We start from the raw sequence: 16,525 nt of genomic DNA on the forward strand, positions 1-16,525 counted from the left end.
GGCAGGGAGAAGGGGGAAAGACGGCGGTCCGCGCCGTACCCGCGCCTAGAGGCGGATGGCGGCGATCAGGCGGCCGTAATCGGCCTCGCGCGCATGGGTGCTGCGGCGGTAGCTGAAGAAACGGGCGGGGTCGGCATAGGTGCAATGCCCGGTCCAGTCCGCGGCGCCGATCCCGGCGCGCCGCAGCCGCCAGAGCCCGTAGCCGGGCAGGTCGAAATGCAGCCTGTCGCCCTTGCCGGGGGCGAAAAACCGCGCGGCCTCGGGGGCATCGGCGGTCACGGCGGCCTGCATTTCGGGGCCGACCTCGTAGGCGGCGCGGCTGATAGTCGGGCCGATCACCGCGGCGATGCGGTCGCGGCGCGCGCCCTGCGCCTCCATCGCGGCGATCGTCGCCTCGAGCACGCCTGCAAGCGCGCCTTTCCAGCCGGCATGGGCGGCGCCGATCACCCCGGCCTCGGCATCGGCCATCAGCACCGGCTGGCAATCCGCCGAAAGCACCGAGATCGCGAGGCCCGGCACGCGGGTGACCAGCCCATCGGCGCGCGGCGGCTGCGCGGGCACCGCCTCGATCGTGACGACATCGGCGGAATGGACCTGCGCGAGGCCGGCCAGATGCTCGGGCGGCAGGCCAAGGGCCTCGGCCGCGCGGCCGCGGTTGATCCGCACTGCCTCGTGCTGGTCAGAGCTGCCGGGCCCGCAGTTCAGCCCGGCGAAGACGCCCGAGGACGCCCCGCCCGAGCGGCCGAAGAAGCCGTGGCGCAGGCCGCCGAGGTGGCCCGAGGTGATGATGTCGAGGGTCAAGCCTGCCCTCCTTCGCCCAGGCCGGGTGGCGGTGTCGCGCCCTGCTGGTAAAGACCCAGCACCTTGAAAAGGTCGCCCATTTCGCCCGGGTGGGTCAAGCGGCGATGCGCGGCGACATGGGCGGTGTGCGCCGCGCCCGTCAGCCCCTGCGCCAGCGCCTGCGCGCGCGGCGTGATGCCCAGCCGTTCAAGGAAGACGCCCTGGCCGCACATCTCGCTGGCGCGGGCCGGGTCGGCGGCGCGGGCCAGCGCCTCGAAGTCGACATGGGCGGTCAGGTCGGCCTCGCCCGGCGCGGCGAGCGGATCAGCGGTCTCGTGCCGGGCCAGGGCCTGCAGCGTATCGCCGCGGCTGCGCCAGCCGCCGTAATCGAAGATCAGCGCGGCGCCGCCATGCGCCGCGATCCGCCGCCCGATCTCGGAGGCGATGCCGGGCAGGGCGGGGGCAAGCTCGACCAGATCGCCGTCCTCGGTGTCCTCCAGCCGGTGGTGCAGCAGCGGCTGCGGCGCGGGCGGGGCGAGCGCGAAGGAGAGCTGACCTTCGGCCTGCGTCACCATGCGCTCGCGCCAGCCAGAACCGGCCCGCTGGAACTGGCGGATCGGCAGGGCGTCGAAGAATTCGTTCGCGACCAGGTAGAGCGGGACCTCGGGCAGGGTCTCTATCCGGTCGTGCCACTGTGCCTGCGGCAGGCGGCTGGCCTGCTCGGCGCGCAGGGCGGGCGAGGCCTCGACGAGGTGCAGCTGCAGGGCGGCGTGAAAACCGGGCACGCGCGCCGTGGCGCGCAGGGCATCGGCCATCAGCGTGCCGCGTCCGGGGCCGAGTTCCGCGAGAACGATGCTCTCGGGGCGTCCGTCCTGCAGCCAGGCCTGCGCCAGCGACAGGCCGATCAGCTCTCCGAACATCTGGCTGATCTCGGGGGCGGTGGTGAAATCGCCCGCCGCGCCCAGCGGATCGCGGGTGCTGTAGTAGCCGTGCTGCGGGTGCAGCAGGCACTGGCCCATGTAATCGGCCAGGGTGATCGGCCCCTCGCGGCTGATCCGCGCCGCCAGCAGATCGCCGAGCGCCGTCATGCCGGGGCGGGGCGGGTGCGCCGCGACCAGAGGATCAGCGCCAGGCCGATCACGATCATCGGCAGCGACAGGATCTGCCCCTGTGTCAGGCCCCAGCCGCCGAATTGCACGGCGAGGCCGGTGGGATTGCCGGGCGAAACGAACTGCGCATCGGGCTGGCGCACCAGCTCGACCAGGAAACGGGCGACGCCGTAGCCCAGAAGGAAGGTGCCGCCGATCCGCCAGGGCCGCTTCAGCGCGCCGAGGCCGAAGGCCATGGCGATCAGCAGCGTACCCAGCAGCAGCCCCTCGAGCCCGGCCTCGTAAAGCTGCGAGGGGTGGCGCCCGCAAAGCCCCTCGACCCCGGGGCAGTCCTGCGCCGCTTGGCCGGGGAAGGCCACGGCCCAGGGCAGGTCGGTTGGGCGGCCCCAGAGCTCTGCGTTGATGAAATTGGCGATCCGGCCCAGCAGCAGCGCCGGCGGCGTCGCCAAGGCGACGGCATCTGCCACGCCCGAAAGCGGCAGGCGGTTGGCCCGCGCGAAGAGGGCGATCGCCAGCACGACGCCGATCAGCCCACCGTGAAAGGCCATGCCGCCTTCCCAGAGGATCAGGATCTCGGCCGGGTTCTGAATATAGTAGCCGGGGCGGTAGAACAGCACGTAGCCCAGCCGACCGCCGGCGATCACGCCGACGACGATCCAGCTGAGCAGGCTTTCGAGTTGCGCGGCGGTCATCGGCGCCGTCTCGTTGCGCCAGAGCCTCGGGCGGCGCAGTGCGGCGGCGACGAGTTGCCAGCCGATCAGGATGCCCACGATATAGGCGAGGGCATACCAGCGCAGGGCGAACTCGGTGCCGAAGAGGGTCACCGAGAAGACCTCGGGCGAGATGTTCGGATAGGGGATCGGGCCAGCCATGGGCGCTGTCTGCGGCGCGGTTGGGCGGGTGTCAATCGACCGCGGGCCAGCGGGCCGCTTGTCTGGCGGCGGGGCGCCGCCCATATTGCGGCAAAGCCCAAACGCGGAGAGAGCCATGCAGACCCGGAACAAGATGTTCGACGACCTGTCGCAGCTGATGACCAATGCCATGGGCGTGGCACAGGGCGCGCGGGACGAGGCGCAGACGGCGATGAACGGCATGATCGACCGCTGGCTCGCCGATCGCGATCTTGTCACGCGCGAGGAATTCGACGCCGTGCGCACCATGGCGCAGAAGGCCCGCGAGGAGAACGAGGCGCTGAAGGCGCGGGTCGCGGCGCTGGAAGCCAAGCACGCTCAGTAAGGCCGCGGCGCGTCTGACGCGGCAGGAGCGGGGGTTTTCCACCCCCGCACCCCCGGAGGATATTTGAAAAGAGAAGAAGGGGCGGGCCGGTAGGTCGGCCCCTTTTTCGTGCCTAGGCCCAGCCGTGGCGCGCGAGGAGGGGGACGAGCCCCTCGCCCTGCCAAGGTTCGGCCAGCCAGCCGGCGCGGCGCGCGGCCTCGACGTTGCGGGGCGCGTCGTCGATCAGCAGATGCGCGCTGGCCGGAAGCTGCGTGCGCGCGGCGATGCGGTGGAAGAAAGCCTCGTCCGGTTTGCACACGCCCAGCGCGGCGGAGTGATGGGCGGCATCGACGTGATCCGCGAGGCCCATCTCCTGCAGCAGGTGGGCCATGCGCTCGTGCTCTTGGTTGGTCGCCAGGTGCACCTGCAGGCCGGCGGCGCGCAGGTGGACCAGCGCCTCGAGGAGCGGGCGGTTCAGCTGCGCATCGGCGGCGAACCAGTAGTCTATCAGGGTTTCGGCCGAGACCTGCGGCGCGCAATCGGCCAGGGCCGCGCGCAGCGCGGGGCGCAGCGGGCGGCGGCCGGTCACGATCTCGGGCCAGTAGGGATCGAAGAAGGCTTCGGCCAGGCGCTGCGGCGCCAGCCCGAGAACCGCCTCGAGCCCCTCGCGCCAGTGCCGGCCGTCGGGGCGGCCGAGAACGACCACCCCGTCGACATCGAGCATCAGGCAGCGGGCCTGCGTCACCCCTCGAAGGTGGCGAGGTAGGCGGCGAGGATATCGCGCGCGGCGCCGAGGTCGGTGCGGTCCACCATCTCGGTCGTGGTGTGGATGTAGCGCGTGCCGACGACGATGCCGACTGCTCTCGCGCCCGAGGCCGCCTGCTGCGCCGCCGCGCCGTCCTGGCCGCCAGCCTGCAGCATGGTGCGCTGGAAGGGGATGCCCTTCTCCTTGGCCAGCGCCTCGACCTGGGCGACGAGGTCGCGGTCGGCGATGAAGCTGCTGTCGCGCAGGTGCAGGCCGAAGCCCTCGCCCTGCTTCGTGGTGCGGTCCTTTTCCGGCACGCCGGGGGTGTCGCAGGAGAGCGTGGTGTCGACGCCGATGCCGATGTCGGGCTGGATGCGGTGCGCCGCGGTGCGGGCGCCGCGCAGGCCGACCTCTTCCTGCACGGTGAAGGCCACGTGGATCTCGGCGCCGCGGCCGGCATCGCCAAGCGCGCGCATCGCCTCGATCCCCAGCCAGCAGGCGACGCGGTTGTCGAGCGCCTTGGACATGATCTTGTCGCCCATCTCGATCAGCGGGCCGTCCATGACGACCATGTCGCCCACGCGCACCTTGTCGGCCGCCGCCTTGCCGAGGCCGGTGTCGACGTAGAACTCGCCCAGCTCGGGCACCTTCTTGCGCTCTTCGGGGGTGGAGATGTGGATCGGCTTGCCGCCGGGGTTCATCACGCCCGGGATATCGCCATCCTCGGTGCAGACCAGAACGCGGCGCGAGAAGAGGTTGCGCGGGTCGAAGCCGCCGACCGGCAGCAGGTAGATGTAGCCCTTCTCGTCAATATGGCTGACGAGGAAGCCGATCTCGTCCATGTGGCACAGCAGCATGACCTTCGGCGCGTCCGGCGAGGCGGCGTTGCGCTTGCACAGCAGGCTGCCCATCGGGTCGGTCGTGACCTCGTCGAAGAGCCCTTCGACCTCGGCGGCGATCAGGTCGCGCACCCGGTGCTCGGCGCCCGGAACGCCGGGGGTATGGGTCAGGCGGCGCAGCAGGTCGATGTTGATATCACTCATCAGGTCTCTCCTTGGCTTGCGCGCAAGCTGGCGCAGGGGCGGGGCAAGGGCAAGGCCGGGCGCCGCGCGGTCATCGTGCAGAGGCTGCACAATCGGGGTGCATCTCGATCCATCCACAAGATTTTGCGGCTTAGCTCGAGTTGTCCCCAAATATTCACTTTACAGATCGGGGCCTGGACCGTTCCATATCTCGTAGGGGCGGCGCCAAGACCCACCGCCGCTAGAGCAGGCACCCAGCCGTTGGTGGCATTGCCCCGACGCGCAGCAGCAGATGAGGCCGCAGCCATGGCAGTCCTTGAGCAGTACATCGACACCGGCGAGATCCACCCGATCGACCTGGTGGAGCACCTGGCCGAGCATCACGACTGGGAATTCGACCGCATCGGCAGCGACCAGATCGCCATGGCCGTCGAGGGCCAGTGGCGCGGCTATTCGCTGACCCTCGCCTGGTCGGCGGGCGACGAGACGCTGCGCCTGATCGCCACCTTCGAGATGGAGCCGCCGGAGGACCGCTTGCCGGCGCTTTACGAGCTTCTCAACCGGATCAACGACATGTGCTGGGCCGGCAGCTTCAGCTACTGGGCCGAGCAGAAGATGATGGTCTGGCGCTACGGCCTTGTCCTTGCCGGAGAGCAGATCGCCGGCCCCGAGCAGATCGGCACGATGATCGAAAGCGCCGTGGCCGCCTGCGAACGCTTCTACCCCGCTTTCCAGCTGGTGAACTGGGCCGGCCGCAGCCCCGCAGAGGCCGTGCAGGTCGCCATCGCCGAGGCCTACGGCCGGGCCTGAGGCCGCCTCAGACCCACTGCCCCGGCTCCATCAGCCCCAGCGTCATCAGCTGGCGGCTGTCCCAGTCGAAGCGCCGCGATCCCGGCCAGCGAAAGTTGCGGATCGCTCCGCGCGAGGCGGGGTTGCGCCGCAGCGCCTTCGCCGTGCGGAAGGAGCACAGCGCCGCCGTCGGGCTGCGATGCCATGGGCAGGAGAGGGTGTTCATCTCTGCCCGGTTCAGCCGCAGGTCCGGGCCGATCCGCAGCCCCCGCGCCACCTTGATCAGCCCGGGGCGGTGCAGGTCGCGGCTGGCGGGGGGCACATGGTCCTCGAGGCGCCAGCGCAGGCCGCCGAAGAGCGCGGCCTGCCGGTCGAGGGGCGCGCCCTCCGGCCCCTGCCGTGCCAGCGCGTAGTAGCTGCCCGCATCGAGCCAGGCGTTCTGCAGGCTGAGCCCCTCGGGGTCATTCTCGAGGTCGCCGGCATAGAGGTCGATCGCCGGGGCGGGGATGACAGCGCGCCGCTCTTCCTCGGCGAAGGCGCAGAGATCGGCGACATGCCGGGTCTCGCGGAAGGGGAACATCAGGAACTCCGCGTTGTAGCCGATGTGCAGCCATGTGCCGGGGCGGGCGGCGGCGATTACCGGGTTGGCGATGGCGCGCAGCGCGTCGGGGGCCAGCGTGTCGGCGGTGACGCGGATCACCCCCTCCGGCGCCTCGATCTGCGGCGGGGCGAAAAGGATCGGGGTGAAGCCGCAAGCGGCATGGTGCTGCAGGCTCTCCTCGATCAGCGCGGCATCCTCGGCCAGGATCAGCGCGATGGGTCCGCGCGCCAGATGGTCGCGCCCCCGGCGCAGGAACTGCTTCAGGCTGTCGTAGCGCAATCGCCCCTCCGCCGCGCCCGCATTGCAAGGGCGCCCTCTCCTCTGGTATCGGCAGACGCCGATCCCCTGCATTCCCGTTCCAGGAGCCCGCCGATGGCCCCGAAGAAGCTCTACATCAAGACCTATGGCTGTCAGATGAACGTCTACGACAGCGAGCGCATGGCCGAGGCGCTGCCCGGCTACGAGCGGACGGAGGATGCGGCAGAGGCGGACATGGTGCTGCTGAACACCTGCCATATCCGCGAGAAGGCCGCCGAGAAGGTCTATTCCGACCTCGGGCGTCTGCGCCCCCTGAAGGATGCGAAGCCGGACCTGAAGATCGGCGTGGCCGGTTGCGTGGCGCAGGCCGAGGGCGAGGAGATCCTGACGCGGATGCCGCTGGTCGACCTCGTCGTCGGCCCGCAAAGCTACCACCGCCTGCCGGCGATGGAGCGGGCGGTGCAGACCGGTGCCCGCGCCGTCGACACCGAGTTTCCCGAAGAGGACAAGTTCGAGAAGCTGGCCGCCCGCCCCAAGGCAAAGCGCGGGCCGACCGCCTTCCTGACCGTGCAGGAGGGTTGCGACAAGTTCTGCGCCTTCTGCGTCGTGCCCTATACCCGCGGCGCCGAGGTCAGCCGCCCCGCCGAGCGGATCGAGGCCGAGGCCCGCGGCCTTGTCGAAGCCGGGGTGCGCGAGGTCACGCTGCTGGGCCAGAACGTCAACGCCTGGCACGGCGAGGCCGGCGGGCTGGCGGCGCTGGTGCGGCGGCTGGCCGCGATCGACGGGCTGGAGCGGATCCGCTATACCACCAGCCATCCCAACGACATGGACGAGGCGCTGATCGCCGCCCATGGCGACGAGGCCAAGCTGATGCCCTACCTGCACCTGCCGGTGCAGTCCGGTTCTGACCGAGTGCTGAAAGCGATGAACCGCAAGCATACCGCCGAAGACTACCTGCGACTGGTGGAGCGTATCCGCACCGCCCGGCCCGACATCCTGCTGACCTCGGACTTCATCGTCGGCTTCCCCGGCGAGACCGATGCCGAGTTCGAGGAGACGCTCTCGCTGGTGCGCGAGGTCGGTTACGGCAGCGCGTTTTCCTTCAAGTATTCGCCGCGCCCCGGCACCCCCGCGGCCGAGCGCAAGGGTCAGGTCGCGCCCGAGGTCATGGACGAGCGGCTGTCGCGGCTGCAGGCCCTGCTGACCGAAGGCCAGCGCGCGGCGCAGGAGGCGATGGTCGGCAAGGTCACGCATGTCCTCTTCGAGAAACCGGGCCGGATGCCGGGGCAGATGATCGGCAAGTCCGATCACCTCTTCGCCGTCCATGCCGAGGCCCCGCAGGAGCTGGCGGGGCAGATCCGGCCCGTGCGGATCACCGCCTCTGCGCCCAATTCCCTCGCCGGCGCGCTCGTCGCCTGACCGCGCCGCCGTTCACCTTGTGCTAAGGATTGGGGCCTAAGGCTTTGCCATGACGCTCGCGCGCCCAAGGGGCCGCGCGGCACTTGTGGCGGAGGCTTCGTCTTGGGCGCGCGATCTACGGCATATCTGTTCGTCTCGATCCTTCTGGGTCTTCTGGCGCTGGTCTTCGCCTTCGGCAGTCCCGCGCGGGCCGAGGTCTATACCCCCGGCATCTGGATCGACCCGGACGGCTGCGAGCATTGGGTGATGGACGACGGGGCCGAGGGCTACATGTCGCCGCGGCGAACGCGGGACGGGCGCCCGGTCTGCCGCCGCAGCGCGATCTGCGGCATCGTCCCCACCGATACCATGTTCGCCGCCGGCCGCGCTGACCTCGGTCCCGCCCAGCGGCAAAGCCTGCAGCGCTTCTTCGCCGAGGCGCAGGCCTACGGCGTGCTGGTGCACGGCCATACCGACAGCAGCGGCTCCGACGCGGCGAACATGGCGCTTTCGACCCGGCGGGCCGAGGCCGTGGCCGATGTCGCCCGCGCCGCCGGAACCCGCGTCGTCGACGTGACCGGTTACGGCGAACGGCAGCCGCGCGCCTCGAACGCCACGGCTGAGGGGATGCGGCAGAACCGCCGTGTCGAGCTTTACTGCCTGCGCTGAAGGAGGGGCGAGATGGGTCCTGCACAAGACGAATCGGGCCTCGTCCCGCAAGAGGCGGGCCGCTCCGGGACGGTGGGACGGCGCGCTGGCCTCGCCCTGCGGCGGGGCGGCGCCCTGCTGCTGCTGGCCGGTGCCGCGGCTTGCGGGCCGGCTTCGGGAGACAAATCCTCGGACGGGTTCATAAACCGGCACGGCCCCGCGGATCTGGTCGCCGGGATCTGGATCGACCCCGAGGGCTGCGATCACTGGATCATCGACGACGGGCTGGAGGGCTATCTCTCCGAGCGGCTGCAGCCCGACGGGCGCCCCGTCTGCTCCGGCGTGGGAGAGCCGGGTACCGCGGTCGGCCCCTTCAAGGAGGGCTCGCCCCTGCCGGACCTGCTCTAGCCGCGGCCTCGCCAGCGCTTTCTGGCGGCCTTGGGGCAGGGGGCCGCTGCCTTTGGTGCCGTGCAGGGCAGCTGATGCCTTGCGCCGCCGCTCCGCAATCGCCACCATAAAGGTGGCCCGGTGAGGCAGGGCGCATCAGGCCTGAAGGAGCGCTGCTTGACGACCATCGCCACTCAACCCGAAACGGTTCTCGAATTTTCCGACAACTTTCTGCTGATTGACCTCTGCGGAGAGCACGACCGCCACCTGGCGACCATAGAAGAGCGTCTGGACGTGCAGATCCTGCGCCGCGGCAATCGGCTCGGCATCATCGGCGAGGACGAGTCCGTGCGGCTGGCCGAGGGCGTGCTGCGCGCGCTCTACGAGCGGCTGGAAAGCGGCCGCACGGTCGAGCCGGCGGATGTCGACCGCGAACTGCGCATGCCCGCCGTCGCCGCCACCGCGCCCGAGGCGCAGGGCGGCGACCAGATCGCCCTCTTCAAGGGCGGCGAGGCCGAGCGGATCGAGATCAAGACCCGCCGCAAGATGGTCGAGCCGCGCACCGCCGCGCAGAAGGCCTATGTGCAATCCCTCTACAAAAGCGAGCTGGCCTTCGGCATCGGCCCCGCCGGCACCGGCAAGACCTACCTCGCCGTCGCCGCCGGCGTGAACATGTTCATGCAAGGTCATGTCGACCGGATCATCCTCTGCCGCCCCGCCGTCGAGGCGGGCGAGCGCCTGGGCTTCCTGCCCGGCACGCAGGAGGAGAAGGTCGATCCCTACATGCAGCCGCTCTACGACGCGCTGAACGATTTCCTCGGCGCGCGCGACGTGGCCAAGCTGCGCGAGCAGAAGATGATCGAGATCGCGCCGCTGGCCTTCATGCGCGGCCGCACCCTGGCCCGCGCCTTCGTCGTGCTGGACGAGGCGCAGAACGCCACGACCATGCAGATGAAGATGTTCCTGACCCGCCTGGGCGAGGGCAGCCGCATGGTGGTTACGGGCGACCGCAGCCAGGTCGACCTGCCGCGCGGCGTCGCCTCGGGGCTGCATGACGCCGAGCGGCTGCTGAAGGGCATCCCGAAGATCGCCTTCAACTACTTCACCTCGAAGGACGTGGTCCGGCACCCGCTGGTCGCCGCGATCATCGACGCCTACGAGGCCGACACGCCCTGACGGCGGGCCATCAGCCCTCAGGCATGTAGCGCTCGGTCAGGGTCCAGCCGCTTTCGCTGGACAGAAGGCGCAGCAGCGCCCGGTCCAGCCCCTCGCGCAGGGGAGAGCCCTGCGGCAGGGCGAAGGCGACGAGCGCCGGGTCGAGCGTGCTGGTGGTCACCGTCCAGTCGTAGGCGCCGCGATCGGCGATCGCGCTGCGCAGCGCGGGCGTCGCGGCGGCGACGCTGTCGACGCTGTCCGCCTCGAGCGCGGCGAGCGCCGCGGGCAGGTCCGGGAAGGGCGCCAGCTCTGCCGCCGCGCCCTGCAGGTAGACCTGGGTGGAGCTGCCCTCGACCACGCCGACGGTCTGGTCCGCCAGCGCCTCGGGCAGCTGCAGGTCGGCGTCGATGCCGGTCAGATTAACTACCGTGGCCGTCAGGATCGAGCTGACGGCAAGGCCGACCAGCATCCACAGCATCGCCACCGCGCGGCCAGCCGTGGTCACCGGCGCCTTGTCGCCGTAGCCGATGGTGGTCAGCGTGACGCCCGCCCACCAGAAGCCGTCGCCCAGCCCCTTGGCCGCGCCATGATGGAACTGCTCGCCGTTGCGCCGCCGCTCGAGCAGCCAGATCAGCGCGCCGACGATCAGCAGCAGCAGCGACAGCCCGAGGATGATCCGCAGGAAGGCCAGCGAGGCAAAGCCCGTCACCACGGTCCACAGGCGGCTGTCGGAATGCCCCGCCACGCCCATGGTCGCGGTGTAGATCGGCTGCGTCAGGTCGAAGGCCTCTTCGCGCGCCTCGGTGGCGATCACCGGCAGGGCCAGATCGACGCGCCCCTCGCGCAGCGCGGCCTCGGCCCCGCCCGGCTCCAGCGCGACCAGATCGAAGGTCAGCCCCTCGCTCTCGGCGATCAGCCGCCAGAGGTCGACCGCCAGCCCCAGGTGGGCGCCATCCTTGGTCCGCGAGGCGAAGGGCGGCATCGGCTGCACCCCGACCCGCAGCGGCCCCTCGGGCAGGGCCTGCGCCTGGCCCGGGTCGAAAAGACCGGCGGCGGCGCCGGGCCGATCCTGCTGCGCGGCGGCGGGCAGGGCGGCGCAAAGCGTCAGGCAGGCGAGGAGGAAGAGGCGAATTGCTTGCGTCACCGGGTGCTCCTTGTTGACCCGGCGATGCTGTCAAAGCATGGGGCAGTCAGGCAACCCCCGCCGTCGGGGGAGCGGGAGGGCCGGCATGACCGTCGAGACGATGATCGAAGACAGCCGCTGGGGGCGCATCGGCCTCGAGCCGCTGGCCGAGAAGGCGGCCGCGGCGGTGCTGACGCGGCTGGGGCTGAAGCCGGCGCGCTTCGAGATCAGCCTGCTGGGATGCTCGGACAGCCGCATCGCCGAGCTCAATGCCGATTTCCGCGGCAAGCCGAAGGCGACCAACGTGCTGAGCTGGCCCTCGGAAGAGCGCGGCGCGGAGCGGGCGGGCGCGATGCCGCAGCTGCCCGAGGCCACGGGACCGATGGCGCAGGAACTGGGCGATATCGCCATCGCCTACGAGACCTGCATGGCCGAGGCCGAGGCAGGCGCCCTGCGCGCGGAGGCGCATGTGCTGCATCTTCTGGTGCATGCCGTGCTCCATCTGCTCGGGTTCGACCACGAGACCGAGGCGGATGCCGGCCTGATGGAGGGATTGGAGACGGAAATACTTGGCAAGCTGGGGGTCGCGGACCCATATAGCGGAGCGCAATGACCGAAGCGCCTCGAATCATCACGGGGCCGCATGGGAAGGAGACGATGGGCGAAGACAGAGAATCGTCCCCGGCCGACACGGCCGGACGGGACGAAGACGCGCCGCAGGACCGATCTAGCACCGATCGGGCCCGCAACGGCGCGGAGAGCGGCGGTGACGGGGCCAATCGCGGCTTCTTCCACCGCATATTCGATGCGCTGAGCCCGCAGGAGGCCGCCGCGGTAGAGGCGGTGTCCTACACGCCGACGCTGCAGGTGCCGGGTCTGCTGAACCTGCGCCGGATGCGCGTCGAGGAGGTCTCGGTCCCCAAGGCCGACATCGTCGCGGTGCCGATCACCATATCCGAAGAGGAGCTGGTCGAGGTTTTCCGCGAAAGCGGGCTGACCCGGCTGCCGGTCTTCGACGGCACGCTCGACACGCCCGTGGGGCTGGTGAACCTGAAGGACTTCGCCCTGCGCCACGCCTTCGCGCCCGACACGCCGGCTTTCGACCTGTCGCGCCTGCTGCGCAAGCTGCTCTACGTGCCGCCCTCGATGCCGCTGGGGGTGCTGCTGGCCAAGATGCAGACGCAGCGCATCCACATGGCACTGGTGATCGACGAATACGGCGGCACCGACGGCCTCGTCACCATCGAGGACCTGATCGAGACCGTCGTCGGCGCCATCGAGGACGAGCACGACGTCGACGAGGCGAAGAACTTCGTCCGCGAGGGGCCGGGCGTCTGGCTGGCGCTGGCCAAGACCCCCGTCGACCAGTTCCAGGCCGAGATCGGCCGCGACCTGCGCGCGCACGAGGATATCGACGAAGAGGTCGATACGCTGGGCGGCCTCGTCTCGCTGATCGCCGGCCGGGTGCCCGCGCGCGGTGAAGTGATCCCGCATCCTGACGGGCCGGAGTTCGAGATCATCGACGCCGATCCGCGCCGGATCAAGCGCCTGCGGGTGCGCGTCACCCATCCCGAGGCGGCCTGAGGCCGCATGGCCGGGCGGCGGTGCGCCGCCGCCCGCGCTTGACCCTGCACCCCGCTCGTGGTGCAGCGGCGCCGCGCCGGCTGGCGGCGTGCTGATCCGGTCCGAGACATGACGCCGATCCCCCGTTCCCACGACGACCTTGCCCTCGCGCGCCTCCTTGCGCGGCGCGGCGCGCGCCCGGCTGCTGCCGCCGCGCTGGGCGCGCTGGCGGCGCTGGGCCTCGCGCCGCTGGGATGGTGGTGGATCACGCTGCCCGCGCTCGCGCTGGCGCTGCGGCTGCCCGCGGCGCAAAGCCGCCGCGCCGCCTTTCTTCACGGCTGGGCGCTGGGCTTCGGCTGGTTCGGCCTGTCGCTGTCCTGGATCGTGGAGCCCTTCTTCGTCGACATCGCCCGCGACGGCTGGATGGCGCCCTTCGCGCTGGTGCTGCTGCCCGGCGGCATGGCGCTGTACTGGGGCGCGGCCCTCGCGCTGGGCTGGAGGCGGCGGATCTGGGCGCTGGTCGCCGCCTGGTGCCTGGCGGAGATGCTGCGGTCCTGGCTGTTCTCGGGGTTTCCCTGGTCGCTGCCGGGACACATCTGGATCGACACGCCCCTCGCGCAGCTTTCGGCGCTGGGCGGGCCGTTTCTGCTGACCGCCCTGACGCTGGGCCTTGCCGCTGTCATCGCGCGGGTCGGGCCGCGCCCATGGCTCGCGCTGCCGGCCCTCGCCATGGCGGGCGGTTGGATCGTGCTGGACCCCGGCCCGGCGCCCGCGCCGCGGCCCGAGGCGCCGCTGGTGCGTCTGGTGCAGCCGAACCAGGCGCAGGCGCTGAAATCCGATCCCGCCATGGCGCAGATCTTCTTCGATGGGCTGCTCGCGCTCAGCGCTGGGGCGCCGGGCGATCCGCGCCCCGACCTGATCGTCTGGCCCGAGGTCGCGATCCCCTGGCCGCTCGACGTGGCCGGCGGGCTGCTGGAAGAGACCGCGCAGGCCGTCGGCGGCGTGCCGGTGGCGCTGGGCCTGCAGCGGCGCGAGGGGGCGCGCTGGTACAACAGCCTCGCCGTGCTCGATGCGCGCGGACGCCCGGCGGATATCTACGACAAGAGCCACCTCGTGCCCTTCGGCGAGTTCGTTCCCTTCGGCGACATCATGGCGCGCTTCGGGATCTACGGCCTCGCCGCCTCCGAGGGGGGCGGCTACAGCGCGGGGCAGGGGCTGCGGCCCGTGGCCGTGCCGGGCATCGGCACCGCGCTGCCGCTGATCTGCTACGAGGGAATCTTTGCCGGCGAGGTCTCGGCAGGCGCCGCGCGCGGCGCGGTGCGGCCCCGGATGCTGATGCTGGTGACCAACGACGCCTGGTTCGGCACCCTCTCGGGGCCCTATCAGCACTTCGCGCAGGCGCGGCTGCGGGCGATCGAGATGGGGCTGCCGATGGTGCGCGTCGGCAATACCGGCATCTCGGCGATGATCGACGGGCGCGGGCGGGTGCTGGCGCGGCTGGATCTGGGGCACGAAGGGGCGCTGGATGCCGCGCTGCCGCCGGCGCTGGGCGTCACGCCCTTTGCCCGCTTCGGCAGCTGGCCGATGGCGCTGCTGCTCTGCGCGGCCTTCATCGCTGCTTTGCCAGTCCGGCGGGCAGCGATTGACCCGGCTGCCCTGCGGGCCTAGGCAGGAAGGATGTTCCCGTCACAACGGCTTCCTGGCGTGGCGGGCTAGCACAATGGAGCAATTCCCGTATGTCGCGCAAGAATTACATCTTTACCTCGGAGTCCGTCTCCGAGGGGCACCCGGACAAGGTCTGCGACCGGATCTCGGACGCCATCCTCGACGCCTTCCTCGCCGAAGAGCCTGAGGCCCGCGTCGCGGCCGAGGCTTTTGCCACCACCGGCCGCGTGGTCGTCGGCGGCGAGGTCGGCCTGTCCGACCCCGAGGCGCTGACGCGGCACCTCGGCCGCGTCGAGGGCATCGTGCGCGAGTGCATCCGCGACATCGGCTACGAGCAGGACGAGTTCCACCACCAGACGGTCGAGATCAGCAACCTGCTGCACCGGCAGTCGGCGCATATCGCCCAAGGGGTCGATGCCGCCGAGGGCAAGGAAGAGGGCGCCGGCGACCAGGGCATCATGTTCGGCTATGCCTGCCGCGAGACGCCCGAGCTGATGCCCGCGCCGATCCACTATGCCCACCGGATCCTCCGCCGCCTCGCCGAGGTGCGCAAGTCCGGCGCCGAGCCGCTGCTGCGGCCCGATGCGAAAAGCCAGATCAGCCTGCGCTACGAGAACGGCATGCCGGTCGAGGCGGCGCAGATCGTGCTCTCGACCCAGCATGCCGACGAAAGCCAGAGCAGCGCCGATATCCGCGCCATCGTCGAGCCCTATATCCGCGAGGTTCTGCCCGAGGGCTGGATCACCGAGGCGACCGAGTGGTGGATCAACCCGACCGGCACCTTCGTGATCGGCGGGCCGGACGGCGACGCGGGTCTGACGGGCCGCAAGATCATCGTCGATACCTACGGCGGCGCGGCTCCGCATGGCGGCGGTGCCTTCTCCGGCAAGGACCCGACCAAGGTCGACCGCTCTGCCGCCTATGCCGCGCGCTACCTCGCCAAGAACGTCGTCGCCGCCGGCCTGGCCGAGCGCTGCACCCTGCAGCTCTCCTATGCCATCGGCGTCTCGCGCCCGCTGTCGATCTGGGCCGATACCCATGGCACCGGCGCGGTCGAGGCCGAGGCGATCGAACGCGCCGTGGCGCGGGCGATGGACCTGACGCCGCGCGGCATCCGCGAGCATCTTGGGCTGAACCGGCCGATCTACCAGCGCACCGCCGCCTACGGCCATTTCGGCCGCGCCCCCGAGGCCGACGGCGGCTTCTCCTGGGAGCGGACGGATCTGGCCGAGGCGCTGAAGGCCGCGGTCTAGGGCGGCCCTCGGCAAGGCAGGCGCGCGCCGATGCGCAGGGCGGCGCTTGCCGCCGTGCGCCCGGCGCGCTACTGCGCCGCGCCATGAGCAGCGCGAACCAGTTTCCCGGCGCCCCGAGGCGCAATTTCTACGGCCGCACCCATGGCAAGCAGCTGCGCCCGGCGCAGCGGCGCTACCTCGACGAGGACCTGCCGCGGCTGACCGTGCACGGCGTCGAATGGGAGGAGAACCCGGATCGCGCGCCGCTGGACCTGAAGACCATCTTCGAGGGCCGGCCCGTCTGGCTCGAGATCGGGTTCGGCGGCGGAGAGCATCTGGCCGCGATGGCGCGGCGCTATCCCGATATCGGCTTCATCGGCTGCGAGCCCTTCGTTAACGGCATCGCGATGCTGCTGGGCAAGCTGCGGGAGGGCGGGCAGCAGAACGTGCGGCTGCATCCGGGCGATGCGCGCAACCTCTTCGACGTGCTGCCCGAGGGCAGCATCGAGCGCGCCTTTCTGAACTACCCCGATCCCTGGCCCAAGGCGCGGCACCACCGTCGCCGCTTCGTCACCGAAGAGCATCTCCTGCCCCTGCGCCGCGCGATGGCGCCGGGCGCCATGCTGCGGGTGGCGACGGATATCGAGGATTACGTGCGCCAGACGTTGGAAGAGGTGCCGCAGGCCGGCTTCACCCGGGTGGAGCACGATATCGGCACGGCCTGGGAGGACTGGCCCTCGACCCGCTACGAGCAGAAGGCCCTGCGCGAGGGGCGGCGCCCGCATTACATGAGCTTCCTGCGCTAAGGGGCGGGGGACTTTCACCGGCGCGGGCG

At 70.9% G+C, this 16,525-nt stretch carries 18 protein-coding genes and 1 riboswitch; of the genes, 11 read left to right on the forward strand and 7 right to left on the reverse strand.

The features are described from left to right. Positions 1-45 precede the first annotated feature (45 nt). From pgeF to lgt, 3 genes are read right to left on the reverse strand one after another with little or no spacing between them, the layout of a single operon-like run. Positions 46-801 (reverse strand): peptidoglycan editing factor PgeF, encoded by a 756-nt coding sequence (gene pgeF, locus DFP88_RS11335; protein WP_110814589.1) that lies wholly within the window; start codon positions 799-801, stop codon positions 46-48. Then, positions 798-1,868 (reverse strand): class I SAM-dependent methyltransferase, encoded by a 1,071-nt coding sequence (locus tag DFP88_RS11340; protein WP_110814590.1) that lies wholly within the window; start codon positions 1,866-1,868, stop codon positions 798-800. The genes pgeF and DFP88_RS11340 overlap by 4 nt, the downstream gene beginning before the upstream one ends. Continuing rightward, positions 1,865-2,761, reverse strand: coding sequence for a prolipoprotein diacylglyceryl transferase (gene lgt, locus DFP88_RS11345; protein WP_110814591.1), 897 nt, complete (start codon positions 2,759-2,761; stop codon positions 1,865-1,867). The genes DFP88_RS11340 and lgt overlap by 4 nt, the downstream gene beginning before the upstream one ends. Positions 2,762-2,876: 115 nt before the next feature. Here lgt and DFP88_RS11350 point away from each other — a divergent pair, with 115 nt between their 5' ends. Continuing rightward, on the forward strand, positions 2,877-3,125 hold the full coding sequence (locus DFP88_RS11350) for an accessory factor UbiK family protein (protein ID WP_110814592.1): 249 nt from the start codon (positions 2,877-2,879) through the stop codon (positions 3,123-3,125). A 112-nt stretch (positions 3,126-3,237) separates the two neighbouring features. On the opposite strand, the gene DFP88_RS11355 is transcribed toward DFP88_RS11350, so the two are convergent. After that, positions 3,238-3,828 carry an HAD family hydrolase gene (locus DFP88_RS11355; RefSeq protein WP_110814593.1) on the reverse strand — a complete coding sequence of 197 codons (591 nt, stop codon included), beginning with the start codon at positions 3,826-3,828 and terminating at the stop codon, positions 3,238-3,240. A 17-nt stretch (positions 3,829-3,845) separates the two neighbouring features. Continuing rightward, entirely contained in the window at positions 3,846-4,883 is a 1,038-nt protein-coding gene (locus DFP88_RS11360; RefSeq protein ID WP_181418631.1) for a M42 family metallopeptidase, read from the reverse strand. A gap of 294 nt (positions 4,884-5,177) precedes the next feature. Between DFP88_RS11360 and DFP88_RS11365 the strand changes: the two genes are divergently transcribed. Further along, positions 5,178-5,681, forward strand: coding sequence for a type III secretion system chaperone family protein (locus DFP88_RS11365; protein ID WP_110814595.1), 504 nt, complete (start codon positions 5,178-5,180; stop codon positions 5,679-5,681). Positions 5,682-5,688: 7 nt separating this feature from the next. Here the strand turns inward: DFP88_RS11365 and DFP88_RS11370 are convergent, their stop codons facing one another. Then, positions 5,689-6,540: a hypothetical protein gene (locus DFP88_RS11370; RefSeq protein WP_110814596.1), complete on the reverse strand. Its 852-nt coding sequence runs from the start codon at positions 6,538-6,540 to the stop codon at positions 5,689-5,691. A gap of 93 nt (positions 6,541-6,633) precedes the next feature. Between DFP88_RS11370 and miaB the strand changes: the two genes are divergently transcribed. The 4 genes from miaB to DFP88_RS11390 all read left to right on the forward strand — a co-directional run bounded on the left by miaB (position 6,634) and on the right by DFP88_RS11390 (position 10,128). After that, positions 6,634-7,938: a tRNA (N6-isopentenyl adenosine(37)-C2)-methylthiotransferase MiaB gene (miaB, locus tag DFP88_RS11375; protein ID WP_110814597.1), complete on the forward strand. Its 1,305-nt coding sequence runs from the start codon at positions 6,634-6,636 to the stop codon at positions 7,936-7,938. A 102-nt stretch (positions 7,939-8,040) separates the two neighbouring features. Beyond that, positions 8,041-8,586 carry an OmpA family protein gene (locus DFP88_RS17470; protein WP_281268172.1) on the forward strand — a complete coding sequence of 182 codons (546 nt, stop codon included), beginning with the start codon at positions 8,041-8,043 and terminating at the stop codon, positions 8,584-8,586. A 12-nt stretch (positions 8,587-8,598) separates the two neighbouring features. After that, the gene (locus DFP88_RS11385) at positions 8,599-8,973 is read left to right on the forward strand and encodes a hypothetical protein (protein ID WP_425450834.1); all 375 of its coding nucleotides are present in this window, start codon (positions 8,599-8,601) and stop codon (positions 8,971-8,973) included. A 141-nt stretch (positions 8,974-9,114) separates the two neighbouring features. Next, on the forward strand, positions 9,115-10,128 hold the full coding sequence (locus tag DFP88_RS11390; protein WP_110814841.1) for a PhoH family protein: 1,014 nt from the start codon (positions 9,115-9,117) through the stop codon (positions 10,126-10,128). A gap of 10 nt (positions 10,129-10,138) precedes the next feature. On the opposite strand, the gene DFP88_RS11395 is transcribed toward DFP88_RS11390, so the two are convergent. Beyond that, positions 10,139-11,251: a transporter substrate-binding domain-containing protein gene (locus tag DFP88_RS11395; RefSeq protein ID WP_110814598.1), complete on the reverse strand. Its 1,113-nt coding sequence runs from the start codon at positions 11,249-11,251 to the stop codon at positions 10,139-10,141. An 85-nt stretch (positions 11,252-11,336) separates the two neighbouring features. On the opposite strand from DFP88_RS11395, the gene ybeY reads away from it, so the two are divergent. From ybeY to trmB, 5 genes are all read left to right on the forward strand, one after another. After that, entirely contained in the window at positions 11,337-11,843 is a 507-nt protein-coding gene (ybeY, locus tag DFP88_RS11400) for an rRNA maturation RNase YbeY (RefSeq protein ID WP_110814599.1), read from the forward strand. A gap of 44 nt (positions 11,844-11,887) precedes the next feature. After that, positions 11,888-12,814, forward strand: a complete 927-nt coding sequence (locus DFP88_RS11405) for a hemolysin family protein (protein WP_110814600.1) — start codon at positions 11,888-11,890, stop codon at positions 12,812-12,814. Between the two features lie 108 nt (positions 12,815-12,922). Continuing rightward, positions 12,923-14,461 carry an apolipoprotein N-acyltransferase gene (lnt, locus tag DFP88_RS11410; RefSeq protein ID WP_110814601.1) on the forward strand — a complete coding sequence of 513 codons (1,539 nt, stop codon included), beginning with the start codon at positions 12,923-12,925 and terminating at the stop codon, positions 14,459-14,461. 12 nt (positions 14,462-14,473) lie between these two features. Beyond that, positions 14,474-14,521: riboswitch (SAM-SAH riboswitch) on the forward strand. An 8-nt stretch (positions 14,522-14,529) separates the two neighbouring features. Next, entirely contained in the window at positions 14,530-15,711 is a 1,182-nt protein-coding gene (gene metK / locus DFP88_RS11415) for a methionine adenosyltransferase (protein ID WP_110814602.1), read from the forward strand. A gap of 83 nt (positions 15,712-15,794) precedes the next feature. After that, on the forward strand, positions 15,795-16,496 hold the full coding sequence (gene trmB / locus DFP88_RS11420) for a tRNA (guanine(46)-N(7))-methyltransferase TrmB (RefSeq protein ID WP_110814603.1): 702 nt from the start codon (positions 15,795-15,797) through the stop codon (positions 16,494-16,496). Positions 16,497-16,525 lie beyond the last annotated feature (29 nt).

The sequence above is a fragment of the Pseudoroseicyclus aestuarii genome, assembly GCF_003217255.1.
GTDB lineage: Bacteria > Pseudomonadota > Alphaproteobacteria > Rhodobacterales > Rhodobacteraceae > Pseudoroseicyclus > Pseudoroseicyclus aestuarii.

What these genes read in the sequence shown, in the direction of transcription:
- DFP88_RS11340 (WP_110814590.1), bottom strand. Translation starts at nt 1,868, where the DNA reads ATGACGGCGCTCGGCGATCTGCTGGCGGCGCGGATCAGCCGCGAGGGG.
- lgt (WP_110814591.1), bottom strand. Translation starts at nt 2,761, where the DNA reads ATGGCTGGCCCGATCCCCTATCCGAACATCTCGCCCGAGGTCTTCTCG.
- DFP88_RS11350 (WP_110814592.1), top strand. Translation starts at nt 2,877, where the DNA reads ATGCAGACCCGGAACAAGATGTTCGACGACCTGTCGCAGCTGATGACC.
- DFP88_RS11355 (WP_110814593.1), bottom strand. Translation starts at nt 3,828, where the DNA reads ATGCTCGATGTCGACGGGGTGGTCGTTCTCGGCCGCCCCGACGGCCGG.
- DFP88_RS11365 (WP_110814595.1), top strand. Translation starts at nt 5,178, where the DNA reads ATGGCAGTCCTTGAGCAGTACATCGACACCGGCGAGATCCACCCGATC.
- miaB (WP_110814597.1), top strand. Translation starts at nt 6,634, where the DNA reads ATGGCCCCGAAGAAGCTCTACATCAAGACCTATGGCTGTCAGATGAAC.
- DFP88_RS11385 (WP_425450834.1), top strand. Translation starts at nt 8,599, where the DNA reads ATGGGTCCTGCACAAGACGAATCGGGCCTCGTCCCGCAAGAGGCGGGC.
- ybeY (WP_110814599.1), top strand. Translation starts at nt 11,337, where the DNA reads ATGACCGTCGAGACGATGATCGAAGACAGCCGCTGGGGGCGCATCGGC.
- DFP88_RS11405 (WP_110814600.1), top strand. Translation starts at nt 11,888, where the DNA reads ATGGGCGAAGACAGAGAATCGTCCCCGGCCGACACGGCCGGACGGGAC.
- lnt (WP_110814601.1), top strand. Translation starts at nt 12,923, where the DNA reads ATGACGCCGATCCCCCGTTCCCACGACGACCTTGCCCTCGCGCGCCTC.
- metK (WP_110814602.1), top strand. Translation starts at nt 14,530, where the DNA reads ATGTCGCGCAAGAATTACATCTTTACCTCGGAGTCCGTCTCCGAGGGG.
- trmB (WP_110814603.1), top strand. Translation starts at nt 15,795, where the DNA reads ATGAGCAGCGCGAACCAGTTTCCCGGCGCCCCGAGGCGCAATTTCTAC.